An 18,867-nucleotide genomic window follows, 5' to 3' on the forward strand; every position below is an offset into this window, starting at 1 on the left:
AGTAAATGAAGCACCCGATTTTTCGGGTGCTTTTTTATTAGGAGGCTTGTTCGGCAGCTTCTTTTTCTTCAATTTTGACAAATAGAAAATAAATAGATATAAATAGCATCCCTAGACTGCTTCCTACCATTAGAACATGGATGGGTAACACTTGAGATAGCATGCCTGCGAGAAATGCTCCGATCGGAATAGTAGATACGAGGAAACTGTCTATGATCGAGGATACTCTCCCTAACAGTTCAGGAGAAATCGAAGTTTGCAAATAACTGATAAAATAAACGCTTATGGCCCCTATTGGCAGGTTCGCTAAACCAAATAAGAGAATAGAGACAACTCCGTTAGTTACAACAACAGCTAATAATAAAAATACAAAACTAAGGAAAGGAAAAAATGTCATAATGCTTTTTAATGGTAGGTCTGACAGTTTAAACGATAAAAGAGAACCTATTAAAGAACCAACGCTCATCGCTAACAAAAACATGCCATACGCATTCAAATCCACTTTAAATTCTGCAAAAGCAGGTAAAATGGAAATCATAATTCCAGCGACTAAGTTCGAAACTAAAAAAGGTAAGCAAACAAATAAAAGCGATGGCTTAAACAGATAGTTGAAACCTTCAACCAAGTCAGCTTTATAGTTTTTAACGTTGAATTTTCTGACCTTTTTTTGCTTAAAGTTATAACGTATGAGTGTAAAAAACAAGGCAGCTGCTAGAAACGTCAAGGCATTAAATACATAGATCGCCTCTACACTTATGAATAAAATAACAAAGCCAAATATCCCCTTCATCGCCATATCAATAGCTTCTTCAGTTGAAGCAAGAAATGAATTATATTTCGGGATGTCTTCATTATTCATAATCGAAGGCACAATGGAGATTTCCGAAGTTCCTTGAATATTTTCAATGAACGAGATCAGGAAGATTACTGTAAGAATAACCCTCACATTTTCATATTTAAAATAAAAAGCGAGAGGGATCATTAACATCAGCAAGAACTGAATAAATTGCGAGTACTTTAAGATCTTCTGTTTATCGCTATATTCCACCCAGGGACCGAATAAAAAATTCAACGTTTTAGGAATCATCGTAAACGCCGTGGCTAATCCCGTATAAACCGTACTATTTGTTATGTAATAAATGTGCCAGATAACGGCTACTTGATAAATGCTGTCACCAAGAGTGGATGAAACTCTTCCCGAAAACAACATCCTCGCATTTTTGTTGATCAAATCACTCCCACTATCAAAATTCTACTAGAAACGGATGATTGCTTTCATTTAGGCAATACTCGATTCGCTGTTTAAAGTTATCCCACGTTACCATTTCAAGCGCTTCCTCAACCGGAAAGAACCCTCCCTCTAACGCTTCTGAAGTCGTAGTCAGCTTTCCACCAATCGGCTTCCCTATAAATAAAGCATTACAAATTCCCCGGCTCAAGTTTTGAAAAATCCCACAAAATTTTACAATCTCAATATCTACCCCACACTCTTCTTTTGTTTCCCTCACGGCAGCTGCTTTTATCGATTCTCCTTCTTCTACTTGCCCCCCTGGCATTTCCCACCCTCTTTTTGGTCCTTTAATTAATAGCAGTTCATCGTTTTCATTTAAAATAATAGACGCTGCAGAAACAATGTGCTTTGGCGCAGGCACAAGAATCCCTTCTTTCAATATGTAAGATCATAAGTCTCATTTATATCGTAGCACATTCACCCAATTTATAACCAATTTTTACAAAAAAGAGCAAGCACTCTTACTAAGAATGCTTGACCAGAATGTCAAAAAAGAATGGGTGTAAACGTGGCATCCTGGTTCCTACATTAATCTGGAGAAAAGGAACAGAAAAAGCGCCGCTTTCCGCGGGGCAAGACGGAAAGTCTCCTCGATCTGCGATCTCCGGGGCCTCTCCTGTCTGCTCATCCCGCAGGAGTCGTCTCTTTTTCCGTTCCTTTTTATATGATGAGGCGAACGGAACCATCCTATAATGGATACCTGTAAGACTTTGATCTATTAAGCGTCGGATTTCTGTCATTTACGGAGCTACGAATAAGGTGTGACCCCGGAAGGCTGATAAAGACTGAGGAATTTTTAAATAGGAAGTTCGGTTAAGTTCGCACATCGTGTGCCAACTTAGAACGCCCCCACGTCCTGTGGGGCCATGGAAAGGGAGTCGTTTTCTACAACCCTTTCCTCTTCCTAATGCAAGAAATGTTTACACTGTCGAGATAAAAGGGAGAACTAAGGTTTCCCTACAAAAAAAGAGCAAGCACTCTTACTAAGAATGCTTGCCCTTTGTTCATTATCTTAAAAATACGTGGTTGCCAATGATTGTTGTAACTTCTTGACTCTCTAAATAGCTGCTATCTGCTTTGTCTGGATTATAGAAAAAGAGTGACCCTTGATCGTACCCTTGATAAGCGAACGCTTCATTCACGGCACGCTTAGATTCTTCGCTTGCAGGTTGATTAATAGATCCGTTTAATACTGGTGAAAATTGATAGCCATCATGAATCACGTTATGAATCGTGTCTGGGAAACGGTCACTTTCTACTCGGTTTAGGACGACAGTAGCTACAGCTACTTTCCCTTCGTAGCTTTCCCCTTCTGCTTCAGCCTCTATAAGTCGAGCAAGAAGATCTTTTTCATATTCGCTTGCTCCATCAGGAAGCTGCAATTCTTCACCTGCTTGAATCTCTGCGTTTGATTTATCATTGATGTCTTGTACTTGCTTTGCTGAGACACCATACTCCTTAGCGATCATATATAAAGAATCGCCCTCTTGGACGGTATGCGTATCGCCATGGGCAAAACTTTGCGTCGGAAATGAAAAGGCTAGAGCGCAGAAAGCTGCAATTCCGACCATCCCTACTTTCTTTAACACTTTGAATCTACCTCCTAGAAATTGATCTATTATAAAGTAACATAAGAGGTAAATTTCGTTTACTATTAATTGTTTCCAGTGTTTCCAGTTGCTCAATTTGTCTTTTCATAAGCCTCTCTATTCGATCTCCTCATTACATACGAAATATCTGTTACACTATACATATAAAATCTATGGATGATGGAGGCAGAGATCATGAAGAAATGGGCGTTTGTTTCCGACTTTGATGGAACAATTTCAACAAAAGACTTTTATTGGATCGTGATTGAGAAGTACTTTCCTGAAGGGGAGGATCTGTTTAAGAAGTGGAAAGCAGGGGAGATGAAAGATATCGAGTTTTTAACGACCGTCTTTTCTTCGATCGATCAGGAAGAAGAGCAGATCATCGAAGAGATACGGCAAATTCCTATTGATCCTTACATCCCTCAGTTTATTAAAACCATTCAAAATAATGGCGGCGACTTTTACATATTAAGCGCAGGTACAGATTATTACATTCATCATATTTTAGAAAAATATAATATTAAACAGGTGACCGTGCTATCAAATGAGGGGTACTATCAGGATAAAAATGTATATATGAATATAGATCCTGAGCATCGACATTTTTCTGAGCGGTATGGGATCGACAAGTCAAAAGTGATTCAAGATCTTAAGAAAGAATATGAAACGGTCCATTTTGCAGGCGACAGTGAGCCGGATTCCCATCCTGCCGTTTATGCTGACCTCACTTTTGCAAAAGATGTCTTACAGGACATTCTTAAAGATAAGAACATCCCTTTTATCCCAGTAAAAGAGTTTAAAGAGATCGAAGACGAACTAAAAAGAAAAGGATTTCTTCCTCATGTCTAATCCCATTACGAATATCCCTATACCAGCCATATTAGAAATTGAAAATGGCATCATTTTTCAGCTTGAGGATGTTCTTAAAAAACATGGATTTAAAAAAGTACTCATTGTATTTGATCCCTTCACGTATGAACATTATGAAAAGAAAGTGAAAAATAATTTCTCAAGTATAAAAGCGTATACACTGCTTATAAAAGAAAATCTAGATATTAAAGATTTAATCTCAAAAGCCTTTACGCTTGAAACACACGATGTGATCATCGCTATTGGCGGAGGGGCTGTCATAGATTATGGCAAATATATCGGATTTTCGAGAAACACACCTTTTATTAGTGTACCTACCTCTGCTTCTAACGATGGGTTTGCCAGCAGTAATTGCTCCTTATCTATAGAAGGAAAGAAAACGACTGTCCCTGCAAAAATCCCATACGGCATTATAGCGGATCTTGATATTATTAAAAATGCTCCAGATAAGTTTATCTTAGCGGGGATCGGCGATTTGATGTCTAACCTGACAGCTCTTTATGACTGGGAGTTTGAAGAAGCTCATGAAATAGGCCGTGTAAACGCATTTGCTTCGATGCTAAGCAAGAAAGCAGTAAATAGTTTTATACGAACCCCTATGAAGGATATTAAAAACCCAACGTTTTTAAAAGAGCTCGTCAGCTCCTTAACTATGGGAGGAGTTGCTACGGTCATTAGCGGGAACAGCGCACCTATTAGCGGATCAGAACACCTGATTTCTCATGCACTTGATAAATATGCAGAAAATCATCACATGCATGGTATTCAGGTAGGTGTCGCCACTTATATTATGGCCAATGTTCAAGGGCATCGAGCTGAACGGATGCACAAAGTATTTAGCCGTACTGGCTTTTTCGAATATGTAACATCTTTACAAATGACCAGAGCTGATTTCAGACAAGCGATTGAAAGAAGTCCGCACATGAAACCCCAACGCTATACTTATTTGCATGACGAAGAATATCGAGAAAAAGCACTGATTTTTTTAGAACAAGATCCGATTTTACAAGAAATCCTACGATAAGGAGAGGGCGAATCCCCTTTCCTTTTTTTAATTAAATAGAAAAATGGAAAAGAAACGAAAAGAAAAGCCAGTAAACACTCCACAAAAAGCAAATTCAATCTCCACGCTTAAAATCAGGCTCCTCCTCCCCCCATAGGCGGCCCACCTCTCCAGGACTTCTCTTTCTCAATAGCCCTTTCCACTTCTTTTTCTTGTTCAGTTTTTCTCATAAATTGGTTATTTGACCTTCTCTTCTGTTTCCTTCTATCGAGATACACCATCATCACTATAAATAAAACTAAAAATAATCCCCATAAAAAATTAGAAAGCACTTAATTTCCTCCTTTAGTAACGAGCATTTATCTTTCTTGTACTTCCTCCCAAATTCTCAATAAACGTCCTTGCGTTTCTCTTATTACCCCACCATGTTTTAAAGATTCCTACTAGTCGTAGATATGTCGTATTTCTAGTTACTCTTCTACCTCATAAAACTTTCCCCAGCATATGACACCATTAAAAGCTTGTGAATAATTAAATAGCTGAGGATCAAGGATCTTCAGCTATTCTATCGTTTATCAGTATTAGATAAGCATAAATTACGTATTCTTCAGCCCCTTATATATGGCGAGATTAGCACGAATGAAACACAAATTCAATGAGGGTGTTAAGGGGCGGATCGTTCAATTAGTTGAATTCCGATTTCCTCTATTTTTACGACTTCTGATGTATCTGTAACTCAAACGGCATAATACATACACTGGTTCCTTTCCTACCCCTTATTTCATAAACAAAGGGAGTTCCAGGGTAAAGGTACTCCCTTTATTCGGTTTACTTTGTACTATTATCTGACCTGAGTGCTGCTGGATAATAGATTGAGCGATAGAAAGTCCAAGCCCTGAACCTCCAAGTTCCCGGGATCGAGATTTCTCCCCGCGATAAAACTGAAGAAAAATTTTATCTATTTCCTTTGCTTCAATACCAGCACCATCATCGTGCACTGCTAATTGAAAAGTCCCCTGCTCGCTAACTTTCGCATTGACTTCTAAACTTTTAGCACCATATCGTATGGCGTTTTCAATTAAGTTCGTGATGACTTGGACGATCCTTTCCGGGTCGATGGACAGAGTAACAGAAGGGATGGGTTTTTGATAGCTTAGCTCCACCCCTTTTTTCTCCGCTTCCATTTCGAATTCCTCAAGGACATCTTGTAAGAAGGCTTGGCTATCGACAAGTTCTTGATGGATCGGAAACTTGTTGAGTTCCATTTTTGAAAATTGAAACAGGTCCTCAATTAAACGGTCTAACTGATCCGTCTTACGTCTGATGATTTGATAATATTTATCCTGCTTTTCTTTCGTATCGGCTATCCCGTCCTGCAATCCTTCTACGTAGCCTTTGATCGAAGACAGCGGAGTTCGCAAATCATGAGAAACATTAGCTATCAGTTGTTGTCTAGAGGATTCATACTGCTTTTGTTCCTCTTTTAGCTGTTTTAAATGAAGACGCATTGTATTAAACCCTTTAATAAAGCGGCCAATTTCATCTTTCTTCTTATAAGTAAGAGGATAATCTAAGTTTCCTTCCCTTACTTCTTCTGTCGCTCTGTAGATTTCTCTTAGAGGAAGTAAAATCGTCCGCGAAATATACCAGGTCCAGACGATGATTAGTGTAATTAAGGCTGCGACTCCAAGCCCAACACTAATAAATATGGATTGAAGGATGTGGCGACTTAAATTAGCCTGGGTTCTCATTTCTATCGTGTATAAATGACCTTCCTGTGAAGTGACTTCAAACTCAGCAGGGGGAAGAGTTACCGCGGAACTCTCTGCAGCAGATATATTATCGGAAGACTGATAGATGATTTCTCCTCCATTCTCTGTGACCTTTACTTCGGTGGAGAATCGTTCCACAGCTTCTTCTATATTAACTTGAGAGATCTCACGTTTTGAAAGCTGCTCCCTTAGCCACTCTTCCATTTGTTGATAGGATTGGCTGACCGTCTTATCTTTTTGTTCCAGCTGAGATGATTGAAGAGCTAAGGCTGTGCCGGTTATTAAAATAGGGAGGAATATAATGGATACAAAAGCGATAATCAGCCTTGTCTTAAGCTTGCCCACTTGTTACTCCCCCTTAAATTTATAGCCTACACCCCATACGGTCTTTATATATACAGGGTTAGAAGGGTCATGCTCAATTTTTTCTCGAATCTTACGGATATAAACAGTCAGCGTATTGTAATCTCCCATATGATCATAGCTCCAAACCTTGTCAAACAGCTGGTCTTTTGTAAAAACTTGGCCACGGTTACTGGCTAATACATGTAACAATTTAAATTCTCTGGCAGATAAATCAATTACCTGTCCGTTAAGAGTTACTTTGTATTCATTAGGGTCGATGATTAAGTTACCAAACTTAAGGGATTGTTGTTGATTGGGAGGTTCAGAATAATAGCGGTACCGGCGGATATGCGCCTTCACACGGGCCACTAATTCACTGGGACTAAAAGGCTTTGTAATATAATCATCGGCACCTATACCTAATCCAACGATTTTGTCTGTATCGCTCCCTTTAGCGGTCATCATGATGATAGGCATCATTGCCTTGCTTCTCATCCTCCTGCATAGTTCCATCCCGTCCATTTTAGGCAGCATTAAGTCAAGAATAACCAACGAAGGGTCCGTGTCCTGAAATTGCTGTAAACCCTCCTCCCCATCTATGGCATGGGTCACTTCAAACCCTTCTTTTTCAAGATAGTCTTTGATCAATTCAGCAAGCTCTATTTCATCTTCGACAATTAAGATGCGTTTAAAAGTCATTTCATCTTTACCTCCCAGCCAGCCCAGAAACTTCTTTTTCCAATTATACGGCAACGTCTCTCCATTTAAAAACGGACCAGGATACAACTATAAATAATAGAAAGTAGAGCACGAGTACGGTAATTGAAAAGGACATTGTCATGCCTTCTACCATTGGGACTCCATTTATATATTGCATTAAATTAGTATTCGCAAATAAAATATATTTTACCCAGTCATACGAGCTGAGGAGCTGTACGAATTGCGGCCCCGTAAACATAAGAAATAAAGAGAACCCTATCGCTAACGCGCTGCTCCGGAAAACAGTTGAAATCATAAAGGCTAACGTCGATATCATAACAATTTCAATACTTTTATACCCAAATAAGCTAAGGATATAGCTAATCATCGATTGCTCAACAACTTGTCCATTACTATAAGTTAGAAAAGCGTAGGTTTCCTCTGTCACTCCAAATAATAAGAAACCGAGGATCAACGAAAGCCCGAACATTAAGGCAAGCATTACAAATGCAAAGCTGATGATCGTTAAATACTTTGAAAGCAAGATTTTCCCGCGGCTCACGGGACGAATGAGAAGCAGTTTAATAGTACCTGACGAGAACTCATTCGCCACAATGCTTGCTGCAATGACAATCGTAAATAATGAAGCAATCCCTGTTAGGTTTGTAGTATCCGCCATGAATCCCCACAACGAATCAGGTTCAAGAGGGGGCAGGTTTTCTGCTAATCGATACTCTAACACAGCTAGCTCCTGCTCTAAATAGTCACGTTCTACTTTTAAAGCTACGCCGTTATTGAGCCTTTCCTCTATTTGGGTAATTTCAGCCTGTGCCTGTCTTTCCCAGGCAACCGTTTCCCCTTCGTTTAAAATAAATTTAGATACTAGTGCAAAAGTAAGCAAAATAAAGATCATTAACCCCACCATGATCCAGGTGCCTGATTTATGGTAAATTTTAATATGTTCATTCTGAAGCATTCTAAAAAAGTACATTACAACTCCTCCTTCGTCAGCTCTAAAAATGTATTTTCTAAAGACTCGTGTTTTTCATTAAGCTGATAAAGCTGATAGCCTCCCTTGACTATATCTGAAGCAAGCTTTGCTATATCTTCTTGTTTCTCAATTTCCACATGTGCGATTTCATTGCTTTGATGGACAGACCATGATAACGCCTGAAGGTACTCTATTACCTTTCCCAGGGGGTGTGCATTGATCTGAACGATCCTCTTATTGTGCTTATTGAGGAGCATATCCATTTTTTCTACCTGGAGCAGCCGGCCATGTTGGATTATACCTATTCGATCACACATGAGCTGCATTTCAGCTAACAAGTGACTCGAAACAAACACCGCTAAATTTTCTTCATGAGCGATCTTACGAATATATTCTCTTATTTCGCGAATTCCCGCTGGATCTAATCCATTTGTAGGCTCGTCTAAAATTAGAAGAGACGGTGAATGAAGAAGAGCCTGAGCGATACCTAAACGCTGTTTCATTCCAAGGGAATATCCTTTCACCTTCTCGTTAATTCTGCCGCTTAATCCCACTAATCTGACAATCTCCTTTATTCGATCTTCTGAAATTGGCTTAACAGCCAAACGAGCATAGTGCTTTAAATTTTCATAGCCTGAAAGAAAATCATACATTTCCGGGTTTTCTATAATCGCACCGACTTCAGCAATGGCCTTTTGGTACTCACGATTTACATGGTTCCCCTGAATATAGATGTCACCTTCAGTTACCTTCATCAATCCTACGATCATACGAATCATCGTTGTTTTCCCCGCCCCATTTGGACCTAAGAAGCCAAAGACCTCCCCAGGATAAACATTTAGTGAAATTCCATGGATAATTGTTTTATTTCCTATCTGTTTTTTTACATTTTTTATTTGAGCGACTGGCTCTGTCATATAAATTCTCCTTTCTTAATTCCTTTACTAGTATGCTGCTCATCATTTAAATGGCTCTTATAAAGTTCTTAAAAATTTATTAAAAAAGGTTCAGTCTCCTAGATAGGAAACTGAACCTTTATTAAATTAAGAGATTATTTTCTTCAATTACACAGGACTATTCTTACGTGAATCACCTTAAATGAATACCTGTCGATCACTACCCATAAATAAGAAAGATAGAATATTTATTTTTATAAAATCCCTCCCTCCATTGAAACCTAACAGATACCCTTTTAAAATAACTTTTTCGAAAAATGAGGAGCATCGTAAGTTTGTTAGAAGCTTTGTCGAATCATGAAATATTTTCACGAAACTATTGATTTTTATTTACAAAATGAGGATAATCGTTAACGTTGTTTGTTTAAATTCCATTGAAGGAGAATCCTTATGAATAATCAAATCATAGAGCCTAAATACAAATTAACGAAAGACATACAAGTGAAGAAAAAAGAAATGATAGAATTAGGCAATCGCTACGGTCTGACGGACAGACGCACAGTCAAATGCAGTCAGCAGCTCGATCATTTGTTAAATAGATTGGCTAATTAAAAGGACTGTCTCCTATACGAAGACAGTCCTTTCCGTTGCTTTATCTAGGGTCAACGGTTTGTTTACCAAAGTAAAAAATACCGACAGCCCAGCCAATTAAGGCCATGACGAATGCGAATAGTAAAAATGGTACCGGCCCTAGTGAATAGATGACCGGAACGGATAGAGCAGTAACTAACCCTCCACCTAAGAACGGTTCATAAATTAACTGTTTGTAACCGAATGCTTCTAATGCCGGTGTCTCTACTTCCGGGTCGACAATACGCATAAGCAAGAGACCTGTTGCAGTTATCCCCATAGACTGGCCTAAATCACCAATACTACGTTCAAACCAGTACGTGGGAATCATCTTTTTAGCGAATAGTTTAAAGGCTAACAGGTTCCAACCGATGCCTCCAACAGCTAATAATAAGAATGGAACAAAGAACTCACCGATAACGGCTAGAGAAATCGTACCTATCGCTGTTACGATTAAAATATCAAGAGACAACCCTTGTATCCTCATGACCATTCGACGATCAACTGTGTTGAAACGGTCAAACTTATCAAGGAACAGCTGAAGTAAAATACCTCCAACCATAGCCAGCGGGAATAATGGAATATACGTCATCACATACGTATCTGTCATAGGTCCCCATGTAATCGCCTCTAATCCAATAAAAGCTTGTTGAATGGCATAGCCAATTAAGATGGCGATCCCAATCATGGCAAAGTGAAAGGATAATGGTTCAATTGATTCCTGACGCAGGGTCATCGTACCAGCGGATTCACGATTTTCAAATTCACGAATGCCAAGCTTTTGTAAATCAGAGAATTTGCTCTGTTTTTGTGCGATTTGTGTTTCTCCTTTACGCACAGCAATGTTAATAAGTACAATCCCGAAAATCACTCCGGAGAGCACCCCAATCGTGGCTAGTCCAATAGCAAGGTCATAGGCTTCAGGAAATCCTAAATCCTCAAACGTACTTTGCATCCCCGCAGCCGTACCATGACCACCTTCAAAACCAATCTCAATTAATGCACCAGCCATCGGTGGAATATCGAAAAATGGTGTTAAAATCAATAGTGCGATTAATAGACCAATTACGTACTGGCCCCAGCCAATCGTCCATCCAAAAGCGAGCTGCGGCCCGCCGTTATGCCAGATCTTCTTTAAAGATGGTGTGGTTTTCCCTAAAAAAAGTGAAGCGAAAATAACATTGATCATGAGTCCTGGTAATGCTTCCCACACCACAGTCATATTTTCTGTAAGAAGACCCGTGGACCAAAAAGAATCTTCTCCTGCTAAGGGTGCAAGTGCGTTACCCAGCACTTGCGGTCCTAATAATAATGCTGCAAAACCTCCAATGATGGAACTAGGTAAAAACAGCGATTGAAATAATTTAACTTTTACGCGGATTAGCTTCCCAATGATTAAAAATACACCCATCACGAGAAGGCTGAATCCTATGACTTCAGCAGACACGTGCCTTCCTCCTTTTTTGACGATACTTCGGTTTTCCCACGGTAAAGTGGGTGTAAACGTAGAATCAATGACATCATTTGTCTATTAATGTCATTTATTGTAAAACAAAAAAATGACGCAGCCTCCTCTAATTGAATAGGAAACCACGCCATTTTGTTGTCTTTTATTATATGTTTGTCTCACGTTTTATGTGTATAAAATTTGCTTCACTTAAATTACATAAATAATAACATTATTAATATAGAAATGGTCAATCAAGACTCCTCGTTGCTGGCAAAATCTCTTTTTTCTATTCTACTTCCATTTCGAAGGTTTCTTCCTGATCATCCCACTGCACCGTCGCTTCTATTACATCGCCTTCCTCAATTCTCGTATCCCCTGTTGCACTACTTTCAGTGATGAAGTGTTTTTCAGTCGGTTCCCGATCGATTGTTCGAGTTACCTCACTGCTGGAAGTGCCCGCATCATACCCGAAGGAAATTCTTTCGATCTCCGAAAGCTCTTCTACCTCACCTTTATACGTAACCATAAATTCTTTTTGCACGGTGTTGCTATCCTTAGAAATGTTTAGCGATCCTTCCCAATGATCACTTTCTCCAACAAACTTGTAGGTTTCACCTCCGAAGCAGCCCGCTGCACTTACTAAAATGAATAATGAACCAGCTGTATAGATGCATTTTTTAATGAAAGATATTCTCATATTCTTCTCTCCCCTAATAAGCAGAATCCTTTCTAAATTTTTCAAAGAGGATCACTTCATTGAAGCTACATAAATAGTTCATTCTTAATAATTCTTTTCAAATAAAGATTTAAGCCACTCTATTGACTGGTCCTTTAATACGGAAACAAACTCTTGGCCTCGTCCAGTTGATTGCACAAAGCAATAGTCTTCATCATCCGGGCATTCCAGCCATCGTTCTCTCAACTTATCCTCTACATTTAAATACGTGGGTCGATACTGATCTTCATTAAAAAACGAAGGGAGTTTCCATATGCTTGGCTTATTTTTGTGAACAGTTGATGAGAGCAGCAGATTGGAGTTTAATTTAGGAAAATAGCCGCATCCAGGAAGATCTGAGTCATTAAATAACTTGTCCGATGCGATATATATTGTATTGTGATTTCGTTTTCTGAAGTCTTCGTCTGATCCATGAGGGTGGTCTACTTTTATGTCGTGAGGTAATTCTGAGAGGTTTTCTGAAGTGATGACTTTGCCAACTTTTAACCAGCCGTAAATAAAATAGGCTCCTTTCGTCCATCCCCCTTCTGGATCCAGCGGGTGGAGCCGGTTTTGAATAGGTTTAAATCGACTAAAAAATAGAAACACACTGCCTTCTTGAACGTGGTGATTGCGTAGATGGCCAGCTGCTGCTTCTGCTTGCCCAAAAGCCCCAAATGCTGGACCATTTTCTAACCACGAGGGGGCTCCTAGAACAGGATCATAATGAGCATAAGAGCTATGAATGATTTCACGAGCTTTTTTGCTGAAATTTAAATGTTTATCATTAATAAGTTCCTTTACATTATTCGCTTGAATTCCCTCTAGATAGTTTGGTTTGAGGAGAAGATCATCATATTTGTATCCATTATTATTTACAATGTCTCCAGGGATCGGAAGTACGATATATCTGCCGGTTTTGGGATCATAAGGAGAGTAGCCATGACCGGCCGATGAGTCGAATCCTTTTCTGCTGAAGATGAGTTTATCCATGGTGCTCCTCCTCTCTTTCTAATCTTAAAAACGAGTAATATCCTCCATAATATAATGGAAGAATAATAACCATATTCCATAAGATTTTTTGGAGAAAACTTAAATTCTCCATGCTATTAATAATCGCCGCAATGAAAAGTAATACGAAGATGCCTGCGAACCAAATAAATTGAGTGGATTTAGCCACGCGATTGATTTCTCCGCAGTCAGGGCATTGAATGTGGTCCATTTTGGACGTCTTTATTTCTCGATATGGAATGACTCGGCCGCAGGATTTGCACCTTCTATTTTCCTTAATGGTAAACAACCTCCTTACACGTACGTCAGTCGTTGTTTACCCTATTTTTCCAAAAGCTAATACTTTAGTTTTGAAAGCTATTGGAAGCAAAGGGTGTACCATTACTAAAGTTCGATTGAGTGAAGTAAGTCATGTTTATTTCGTCATTGATTGGTTGAAGTTTTTCTACGATTTGATCGTCTAAAGTGAATGCTTCATTAAAATTTCCTTCTTGAATGGATGTTTCAATAATTATAAGCTCCTGTTCTTTATCCAGCTTTACTTCTTCTACTGTTTCAAAACCTTTTACCTCCTCTTCTACTGCATCTAAAAGTAAAGTCCATTCATCCTCTTCTTCTAGGGAACTTTCGAAGAATAAGAGCAAACCTGCCACAATCATAAGCCCTGCGACTATTTTCCATCGTTTCATTTGTACCGCCTCCCTACTAGAAGGTATGTCCAAAGTTGATTTCTTATTTTGTTCACAAGGAAGTTTCTTGTTTCTCGGTGTATTTTTTGTGATAATAGTAGGTATGACTAAGATCGCTTTATTTAAGGGGGACCTGTGGCATGCCATTTGCAGGAGCTGAGGATAATATTAAAGTTTTTTCATTGAATTCGAATCGTGAACTTGCTGTGGAAATCGCTGATAATATGGGGATTGAATTAGGAAAGTGTTCAGTGAATGAATTCAGTGATGGAGAATTACAAATTAATATAGAAGAAAGCGTTCGTGGGTGCGACGTATTCGTTATTCAGTCAACGAGCGACTCCGTGAATGATCATATTATGGAGCTGCTCATTATGATCGACGCACTTAAGCGTGCTTCCGCTGCATCCATCAACGTCGTCATTCCTTATTACGGGTACGCTCGCCAGGACCGTAAAGCCCGTTCTAGAGAACCGATTACGGCCAAGCTGGTGGCTGACCTTATTGAAGAAGCTGGTGCTACAAGAATGATGTCCATCGACATTCATGCGCCGCAAGTCCAGGGTTTCTTCAATATTCCCGTTGACTTGCTGCTTGCAATGCCAATACTTACCGAATACTTTACCGAGAAAAACCTTGAAGACGTAGTTGTTGTATCACCAGATCACGGCAGCGTAAAGAGAGCTCGCCAAATGGCCGATCGATTGAAAACTCAGATCGCTATTATTGATAAGCGTGAGCCAAGAAAAGACTTCCCTGGTGAAACCAACATCGTCGGTGACATTGAAGGAAAAACTGCTATTCTCATGGACGATATTGTTGATACAGGAACAAGGATCACGAGCGGCACGAAAGCTCTTCTAGAAAGAGGAGCGAAAGAAGTGTATGCGTGCAGTACGCACCCTGTCCTTTCTGGGGAAGCGATTAGAAAAATTGAAGACTCTCCTGTAAAAGAACTGATCGTAACCAACAGTATTCCATTAACAGATGAGAAACGAATCGATAAATTAACTCAGCTCACGATTGCTCCGCTGATTAGTGAAGCGATTAAGCGTGTGCACAACGAAGAACCTGTAAGTCCGTTGTTTGATTAAATAAAGAAAGCCGTCCTCCTTTAATAGGAAAGACGGCTTTCTTCATTTTATTTAGAAGCGTATGTAAATGAGCGAAAGTATATGCTTATGAAAAGAGCGTATAAGAGGAAACAAAAAAGACAAAAGCCGCAATGGCGAAACTGGAATACGCCCAGAAACTCTTTTTATCTTTTTCCAGCTCTATAAATCCAACCGTCAGCAATAAGAGGCCCACTATAAATAGCATTAATGGGGATAGAGAAGTATCCCCGGCCATCAACCCGTACCCACCTAAAATAACGACAATCCCTGCTAAACCAATTCTTAATTTGCCCATTAAAATCCCCCTAAAGCCATCAATACCGCTAACACAGGTCCAACGATCACGATTCTACGGCAGCGGTCTTTCCTTATCCACGTCCTCTGGATTGCTGTTCATCTGATCAAGCTTTCGATTGATTTCTTCTAATTTCTGTAAAATCCCTTCTTCCTTATTGCCGTTCACGAATCTCTTCCTCCTTCCACTTATAATAGGCTGCACTACATCCAATAACCAGTAAAGTGACCATGGAAATGATATAAAGCAAGGTTTTAGTATGATTTTCAATTGTATTAAGGCTGCTGATTATGGAGGACCCTAGAACAATAGATACGATCAACCATAATAAATAACGACTCCTCATCTACTCTCCCTCCTTTATAGAAAACACCTCACATTCTTCGCCTTCTTCTAATGAACAGTCCGATTAGAAAAATAAACAATAAAATTAATAAGACATAAATGACTTTGGAATACACATCCATGTAATGAACGATCTCTTCCCACGAAGCACCAACTGAAGCACCTAAATTTACAAGTACCACATTCCAAATCAGCGTTCCTAACGTAGTAAGTGCAAGAAACGAAGGCAGATGCATGTTGGACATGCCTGCTGGAATTGAGATTAAGCTTCTTATGAGAGGTACAAATCGACAAAAGAAAACCGTCCACGGGCCGTATTTATCAAACCATTCGTCTGCCCGATAGAGGTCGTTCTTCGTCAATCGCAGCACGTGCCCCCATTTATCAACTACTCTTTCTAAACGAGCCACGTCTAACTGCTGACCTATTCCATAAAGCACCAACGCCCCGAGCACCGACCCCGCTGTTGCAGCAATGACCACTCCGAAAATACTCAGGGTTGATGTCGTCGTAACAAAGCCTCCGAATGTTAAAATAATTTCTGAAGGGATGGGCGGGAAGATGTTTTCTCCCGCAATTAATAATAAAATTCCTATGTATCCAAATTCATCGATGATGCCCAATAACCAATCTTCCATAGTACTCTCCTTTACGAGGAAAAAATGGCATCATCTATGTGTAAACCCGTAAACAAACATGCGAGCACAAAAATGATGACGACCATCAGGAAATCAGAAAAAATAAAAGTTATTACTTCCGACTCCCTTTTCCTTCCGAAGTAACGCAATCATGTCGTAATATATACGACTGGACCATAGGTTTAGTTTCACAGCCTCTTCTCTTTATTTCATATCATATGTTCTATCCTTCAAGCTCATCAAAGTATTTTTCAAGCTCTTCTCGCTCATAGGTTTTAAAAAGCAATTCTTGCCTGTCAAAAACTAAAATGACGGGAAATTCTTTAATCTCAAACTCTTCCTTATAATCGACGACATAATCTTCATCGTATTCGATCCAGCTTCCAACAGGGGTCGGATCTAATTTTTCAAGCATTCGCTCATCTAACTCGCTAGGCATCGTTCTGCTATTCTCATAAATGACAACGACTTTGAGGTCATCTTCTCTATGTGATAGAACTTCTGCGTATTTTTCTTCATACGTCATGTCGAGCAGGACAATCTCTTCTGCTTCTCCCTCATCATCCCCCTGTACAGGTGGGTTTACTAAAAGCTTTTGTCCCCTTTTTATCTCATCGAGCAAAGCAGGGGAGCCGTCTTCATAACGCAACTCCGTATCATCGGAGTATTTCCCTCTATATAAATATCCTTCATCCGTCGTAGGTTCTTCTGCATCACGCTTTGCCCATTCTGAAATATCGACCTCTATAAGCTGTTTTGTCTCATTCACTTCCAAAAATGTTCCGATCATTTCGTCATCTTTGTAATGGGAGTTAGGATTTTCTTCATCATTTGTTGAAGGAGGGTTTCCGCATGCCATTAAAAATAATAGAATAACCAAAACGAGTGGCTTTCTCATCTGCGCCCTCCATTCTTTTATTAAGTACTAGCTTTATCATACCATTGTTTTCCAACATTTAAAAAGACCACCTTTTCTAGTAAAAGGTGGTCTAGCGTCATTTATTTATTTGGTCCTTTTCCTTTATCTTTACCGTTGCCGTTGCTGTTCTCAGGTCCTTTCCCGTTATTATCCTTTGCGGAGTTCGCAATTAATTCAATAATGTCGGTATTGTCCATCACACCTTCAAAGTCTTCACTTCCCGCACCCGTGGCAAATACAGGAACCATGTTACCCGTGTGTCCGCCTGTACCGCTTTCGGCGCGGATCTCCGAACTAATCGCTCCAACTTTGTAGTGGTCCGCTATGATAGAACCAATTTCCCAGCCGACACGATATTCGGCATAAACTTCACCATCATCGTCTTGAATGGTTGTTAAGAACTCATCGACGTCTGCATCAGACAAGTCAATATCTGCATGCTCTGCAAAAACTTGTTTCACGCTGTCTTCAGTGTATGTTCCCGTTTCTTCATTGATTTCCATCTGCTGAGCCATGTACTCTGGAGAGACCTCAATGTCTTTTAATCCTTCAATGTCCATAGGCTCTGTCGCTGACATCCCCATCGTTTCATGGTCAGCTAATACAACGACCATCGTATCATCACGGTCTTCCGCCCAATTCACCACTTGCTCCACGGTACGATCAAATTCCATCGTTTCCTGCCAAACTCCAGTGGCGTCTGCAGCGTGTGCCGCATGATCAATACGAGCACCTTCTACCATTAAGAAAAAGCCATCGTCATCTTGTGAGAGGACGTCCAACCCTTTATCCGTCATCGCTTCTAAGGTCGGTTCCTCACTATTAAGTTCATCGCGATCGGTTTTATAACTCATATAAGAATCGTTAAATAAACCTAGCAGTTTATCAGGCGTACCTGATTCTTCAAGACTGCTTTCATTGTCTACAAATTCATAACCCGTGGATTGAAACTCTTCTACTAAATCAGTTCCATCCTGGCTGTCGGGGCTAAAGTAATCCGCTCCGCCGCCTAGCAGCACATCATATTGCTGATCAAGCATTTGGCGAGCAATCTCATCCTGGCCATCACGGTCAGGTACACTCGCTGTAAATGCTGCTGGAGTGGCATCCGTTACGGTATTGGTTGATATGACGCCTACTTTTTTACCTTCGTTTTGATAAAGATCTAAAATACTGTCGACTTCTTCACCTTCAGCATCGACACCGATGCCGCCATTATATGTCTTATTCCCTGTTGCGATGGCAGAACCAGCGGCTCCTGAGTCGGTTACAAAATTATCATCTGAATATGTACGCATCATTCCGACATTTTCAAGCGACTCCATAAATAAGTCCCCGGTTTTTCCAGACTCTAGAAGTCTAGCAATTTCCATCTGACCGACACCCAAGCCGTCTCCAACCATCACGATGACGTTCTTCGGTGATTTTTTATCAACTTCTACGTTTGATTCTTGTTTTTCATCAGCCGTAATCGATAGAGGTGAGTGATCTGACGTTAGGGCAAACATACTTCCGGAGAAGATGGCGCCTGCTGCCAGTGTAGCGCTTACTTTCTTTTTGATCGACATATTTTTCCCTCCACTGAATTTTTTGTAAAATTT

Annotated in this window: 22 protein-coding genes; 4 read left to right on the forward strand and 18 right to left on the reverse strand. The window is 39.9% G+C overall.

Features of this window, described 5'->3' with window-relative positions; translation table 11 throughout:
- Nucleotides 1-37: 37 nt before the first annotated feature.
- The 3 genes from IEV27_RS05930 to IEV27_RS05940 all read right to left on the reverse strand — a co-directional run bounded on the left by IEV27_RS05930 (nt 38) and on the right by IEV27_RS05940 (nt 2,880).
- Nucleotides 38-1,231, reverse strand: coding sequence for an MFS transporter (locus IEV27_RS05930; protein ID WP_188376511.1), 1,194 nt, complete (start codon nt 1,229-1,231; stop codon nt 38-40).
- A gap of 13 nt (nt 1,232-1,244) precedes the next feature.
- A complete protein-coding gene (locus IEV27_RS05935) occupies nt 1,245-1,652 on the reverse strand; it encodes an NUDIX hydrolase (RefSeq protein ID WP_188376512.1) in 408 nt (135 codons plus the stop codon).
- Nucleotides 1,653-2,298: 646 nt separating this feature from the next.
- On the reverse strand, nt 2,299-2,880 hold the full coding sequence (locus IEV27_RS05940; RefSeq protein WP_229734851.1) for a cell wall hydrolase: 582 nt from the start codon (nt 2,878-2,880) through the stop codon (nt 2,299-2,301).
- Nucleotides 2,881-3,075: 195 nt separating this feature from the next.
- Between IEV27_RS05940 and IEV27_RS05945 the strand changes: the two genes are divergently transcribed.
- Nucleotides 3,076-3,732, forward strand: coding sequence for an MtnX-like HAD-IB family phosphatase (locus IEV27_RS05945; RefSeq protein WP_188376513.1), 657 nt, complete (start codon nt 3,076-3,078; stop codon nt 3,730-3,732).
- A complete protein-coding gene (locus IEV27_RS05950; RefSeq protein WP_188376514.1) occupies nt 3,725-4,777 on the forward strand; it encodes an iron-containing alcohol dehydrogenase family protein in 1,053 nt (350 codons plus the stop codon). The genes IEV27_RS05945 and IEV27_RS05950 overlap by 8 nt, the downstream gene beginning before the upstream one ends.
- A 113-nt stretch (nt 4,778-4,890) precedes the next feature.
- Here IEV27_RS05950 and IEV27_RS05955 read toward each other — a convergent pair whose 3' ends face one another.
- From IEV27_RS05955 to IEV27_RS05975, 5 genes are all read right to left on the reverse strand, one after another.
- Nucleotides 4,891-5,088 carry a hypothetical protein gene (locus IEV27_RS05955; RefSeq protein WP_188376515.1) on the reverse strand — a complete coding sequence of 66 codons (198 nt, stop codon included), beginning with the start codon at nt 5,086-5,088 and terminating at the stop codon, nt 4,891-4,893.
- 444 nt (nt 5,089-5,532) lie between these two features.
- Nucleotides 5,533-6,873: a sensor histidine kinase gene (locus tag IEV27_RS05960; RefSeq protein WP_188376516.1), complete on the reverse strand. Its 1,341-nt coding sequence runs from the start codon at nt 6,871-6,873 to the stop codon at nt 5,533-5,535.
- Nucleotides 6,874-6,876: 3 nt separating this feature from the next.
- On the reverse strand, nt 6,877-7,572 hold the full coding sequence (locus tag IEV27_RS05965; protein ID WP_188376517.1) for a response regulator transcription factor: 696 nt from the start codon (nt 7,570-7,572) through the stop codon (nt 6,877-6,879).
- 43 nt (nt 7,573-7,615) lie between these two features.
- Nucleotides 7,616-8,563: an ABC transporter permease gene (locus IEV27_RS05970; protein ID WP_188376518.1), complete on the reverse strand. Its 948-nt coding sequence runs from the start codon at nt 8,561-8,563 to the stop codon at nt 7,616-7,618.
- Nucleotides 8,563-9,480 (reverse strand): ABC transporter ATP-binding protein, encoded by a 918-nt coding sequence (locus tag IEV27_RS05975; protein WP_188376519.1) that lies wholly within the window; start codon nt 9,478-9,480, stop codon nt 8,563-8,565. Before IEV27_RS05975 ends, IEV27_RS05970 begins: the two co-directional genes overlap by 1 nt.
- A gap of 429 nt (nt 9,481-9,909) precedes the next feature.
- On the opposite strand from IEV27_RS05975, the gene IEV27_RS05980 reads away from it, so the two are divergent.
- Entirely contained in the window at nt 9,910-10,071 is a 162-nt protein-coding gene (locus IEV27_RS05980; RefSeq protein WP_188376520.1) for an aspartyl-phosphate phosphatase Spo0E family protein, read from the forward strand.
- 40 nt (nt 10,072-10,111) lie between these two features.
- Here IEV27_RS05980 and IEV27_RS05985 read toward each other — a convergent pair whose 3' ends face one another.
- The 5 genes from IEV27_RS05985 to IEV27_RS06005 all read right to left on the reverse strand — a co-directional run bounded on the left by IEV27_RS05985 (nt 10,112) and on the right by IEV27_RS06005 (nt 13,954).
- Nucleotides 10,112-11,536: a sodium/glutamate symporter gene (locus IEV27_RS05985; protein WP_188376521.1), complete on the reverse strand. Its 1,425-nt coding sequence runs from the start codon at nt 11,534-11,536 to the stop codon at nt 10,112-10,114.
- 289 nt (nt 11,537-11,825) lie between these two features.
- Nucleotides 11,826-12,236: a hypothetical protein gene (locus IEV27_RS05990; RefSeq protein ID WP_188376522.1), complete on the reverse strand. Its 411-nt coding sequence runs from the start codon at nt 12,234-12,236 to the stop codon at nt 11,826-11,828.
- An 84-nt stretch (nt 12,237-12,320) separates the two neighbouring features.
- Nucleotides 12,321-13,247, reverse strand: coding sequence for an Nmad3 family putative nucleotide modification protein (locus IEV27_RS05995; RefSeq protein WP_188376523.1), 927 nt, complete (start codon nt 13,245-13,247; stop codon nt 12,321-12,323).
- Complete coding sequence (locus tag IEV27_RS06000) at nt 13,240-13,554, reverse strand: hypothetical protein (protein WP_188376524.1); 315 nt, start codon at nt 13,552-13,554, stop codon at nt 13,240-13,242. Before IEV27_RS06000 ends, IEV27_RS05995 begins: the two co-directional genes overlap by 8 nt.
- A gap of 55 nt (nt 13,555-13,609) precedes the next feature.
- Nucleotides 13,610-13,954, reverse strand: a complete 345-nt coding sequence (locus IEV27_RS06005) for a hypothetical protein (RefSeq protein ID WP_188376525.1) — start codon at nt 13,952-13,954, stop codon at nt 13,610-13,612.
- 140 nt (nt 13,955-14,094) lie between these two features.
- Between IEV27_RS06005 and IEV27_RS06010 the strand changes: the two genes are divergently transcribed.
- A complete protein-coding gene (locus IEV27_RS06010) occupies nt 14,095-15,048 on the forward strand; it encodes a ribose-phosphate diphosphokinase (RefSeq protein WP_188376526.1) in 954 nt (317 codons plus the stop codon).
- Nucleotides 15,049-15,133: 85 nt separating this feature from the next.
- On the opposite strand, the gene IEV27_RS06015 is transcribed toward IEV27_RS06010, so the two are convergent.
- The 5 genes from IEV27_RS06015 to IEV27_RS06035 all read right to left on the reverse strand — a co-directional run bounded on the left by IEV27_RS06015 (nt 15,134) and on the right by IEV27_RS06035 (nt 18,834).
- A complete protein-coding gene (locus IEV27_RS06015) occupies nt 15,134-15,364 on the reverse strand; it encodes a DUF3953 domain-containing protein (protein ID WP_188376527.1) in 231 nt (76 codons plus the stop codon).
- Between the two features lie 154 nt (nt 15,365-15,518).
- Complete coding sequence (locus IEV27_RS06020) at nt 15,519-15,710, reverse strand: hypothetical protein (protein ID WP_188376528.1); 192 nt, start codon at nt 15,708-15,710, stop codon at nt 15,519-15,521.
- A 28-nt stretch (nt 15,711-15,738) separates the two neighbouring features.
- Nucleotides 15,739-16,347: a DedA family protein gene (locus tag IEV27_RS06025; RefSeq protein WP_188376529.1), complete on the reverse strand. Its 609-nt coding sequence runs from the start codon at nt 16,345-16,347 to the stop codon at nt 15,739-15,741.
- 223 nt (nt 16,348-16,570) lie between these two features.
- Nucleotides 16,571-17,245 carry a hypothetical protein gene (locus tag IEV27_RS06030; protein WP_188376530.1) on the reverse strand — a complete coding sequence of 225 codons (675 nt, stop codon included), beginning with the start codon at nt 17,243-17,245 and terminating at the stop codon, nt 16,571-16,573.
- A gap of 101 nt (nt 17,246-17,346) precedes the next feature.
- Nucleotides 17,347-18,834, reverse strand: coding sequence for an alkaline phosphatase (locus IEV27_RS06035; protein WP_229734853.1), 1,488 nt, complete (start codon nt 18,832-18,834; stop codon nt 17,347-17,349).
- Nucleotides 18,835-18,867: the final 33 nt, after the last annotated feature.

The organism is Halobacillus andaensis (assembly GCF_014636475.1).
Lineage (GTDB): Bacteria > Bacillota > Bacilli > Bacillales > Halobacillaceae > Halobacillus_A > Halobacillus_A andaensis.

Excerpts from the sequence above, each read along its gene's own strand:
- IEV27_RS06035 (WP_229734853.1), bottom strand. The coding sequence starts at position 18,834 with ATGTCGATCAAAAAGAAAGTAAGCGCTACACTGGCAGCAGGCGCCATC.
- IEV27_RS06025 (WP_188376529.1), bottom strand. The coding sequence starts at position 16,347 with ATGGAAGATTGGTTATTGGGCATCATCGATGAATTTGGATACATAGGA.
- IEV27_RS06015 (WP_188376527.1), bottom strand. The coding sequence starts at position 15,364 with ATGGGCAAATTAAGAATTGGTTTAGCAGGGATTGTCGTTATTTTAGGT.
- IEV27_RS06030 (WP_188376530.1), bottom strand. The coding sequence starts at position 17,245 with ATGAGAAAGCCACTCGTTTTGGTTATTCTATTATTTTTAATGGCATGC.
- IEV27_RS05945 (WP_188376513.1), top strand. The coding sequence starts at position 3,076 with ATGAAGAAATGGGCGTTTGTTTCCGACTTTGATGGAACAATTTCAACA.
- IEV27_RS05965 (WP_188376517.1), bottom strand. The coding sequence starts at position 7,572 with ATGACTTTTAAACGCATCTTAATTGTCGAAGATGAAATAGAGCTTGCT.
- IEV27_RS06010 (WP_188376526.1), top strand. The coding sequence starts at position 14,095 with ATGCCATTTGCAGGAGCTGAGGATAATATTAAAGTTTTTTCATTGAAT.
- IEV27_RS05970 (WP_188376518.1), bottom strand. The coding sequence starts at position 8,563 with ATGTACTTTTTTAGAATGCTTCAGAATGAACATATTAAAATTTACCAT.
- IEV27_RS05990 (WP_188376522.1), bottom strand. The coding sequence starts at position 12,236 with ATGAGAATATCTTTCATTAAAAAATGCATCTATACAGCTGGTTCATTA.
- IEV27_RS05975 (WP_188376519.1), bottom strand. The coding sequence starts at position 9,480 with ATGACAGAGCCAGTCGCTCAAATAAAAAATGTAAAAAAACAGATAGGA.
- IEV27_RS05950 (WP_188376514.1), top strand. The coding sequence starts at position 3,725 with ATGTCTAATCCCATTACGAATATCCCTATACCAGCCATATTAGAAATT.
- IEV27_RS05980 (WP_188376520.1), top strand. The coding sequence starts at position 9,910 with ATGAATAATCAAATCATAGAGCCTAAATACAAATTAACGAAAGACATA.
- IEV27_RS05995 (WP_188376523.1), bottom strand. The coding sequence starts at position 13,247 with ATGGATAAACTCATCTTCAGCAGAAAAGGATTCGACTCATCGGCCGGT.
- IEV27_RS06005 (WP_188376525.1), bottom strand. The coding sequence starts at position 13,954 with ATGAAACGATGGAAAATAGTCGCAGGGCTTATGATTGTGGCAGGTTTG.
- IEV27_RS06020 (WP_188376528.1), bottom strand. The coding sequence starts at position 15,710 with ATGAGGAGTCGTTATTTATTATGGTTGATCGTATCTATTGTTCTAGGG.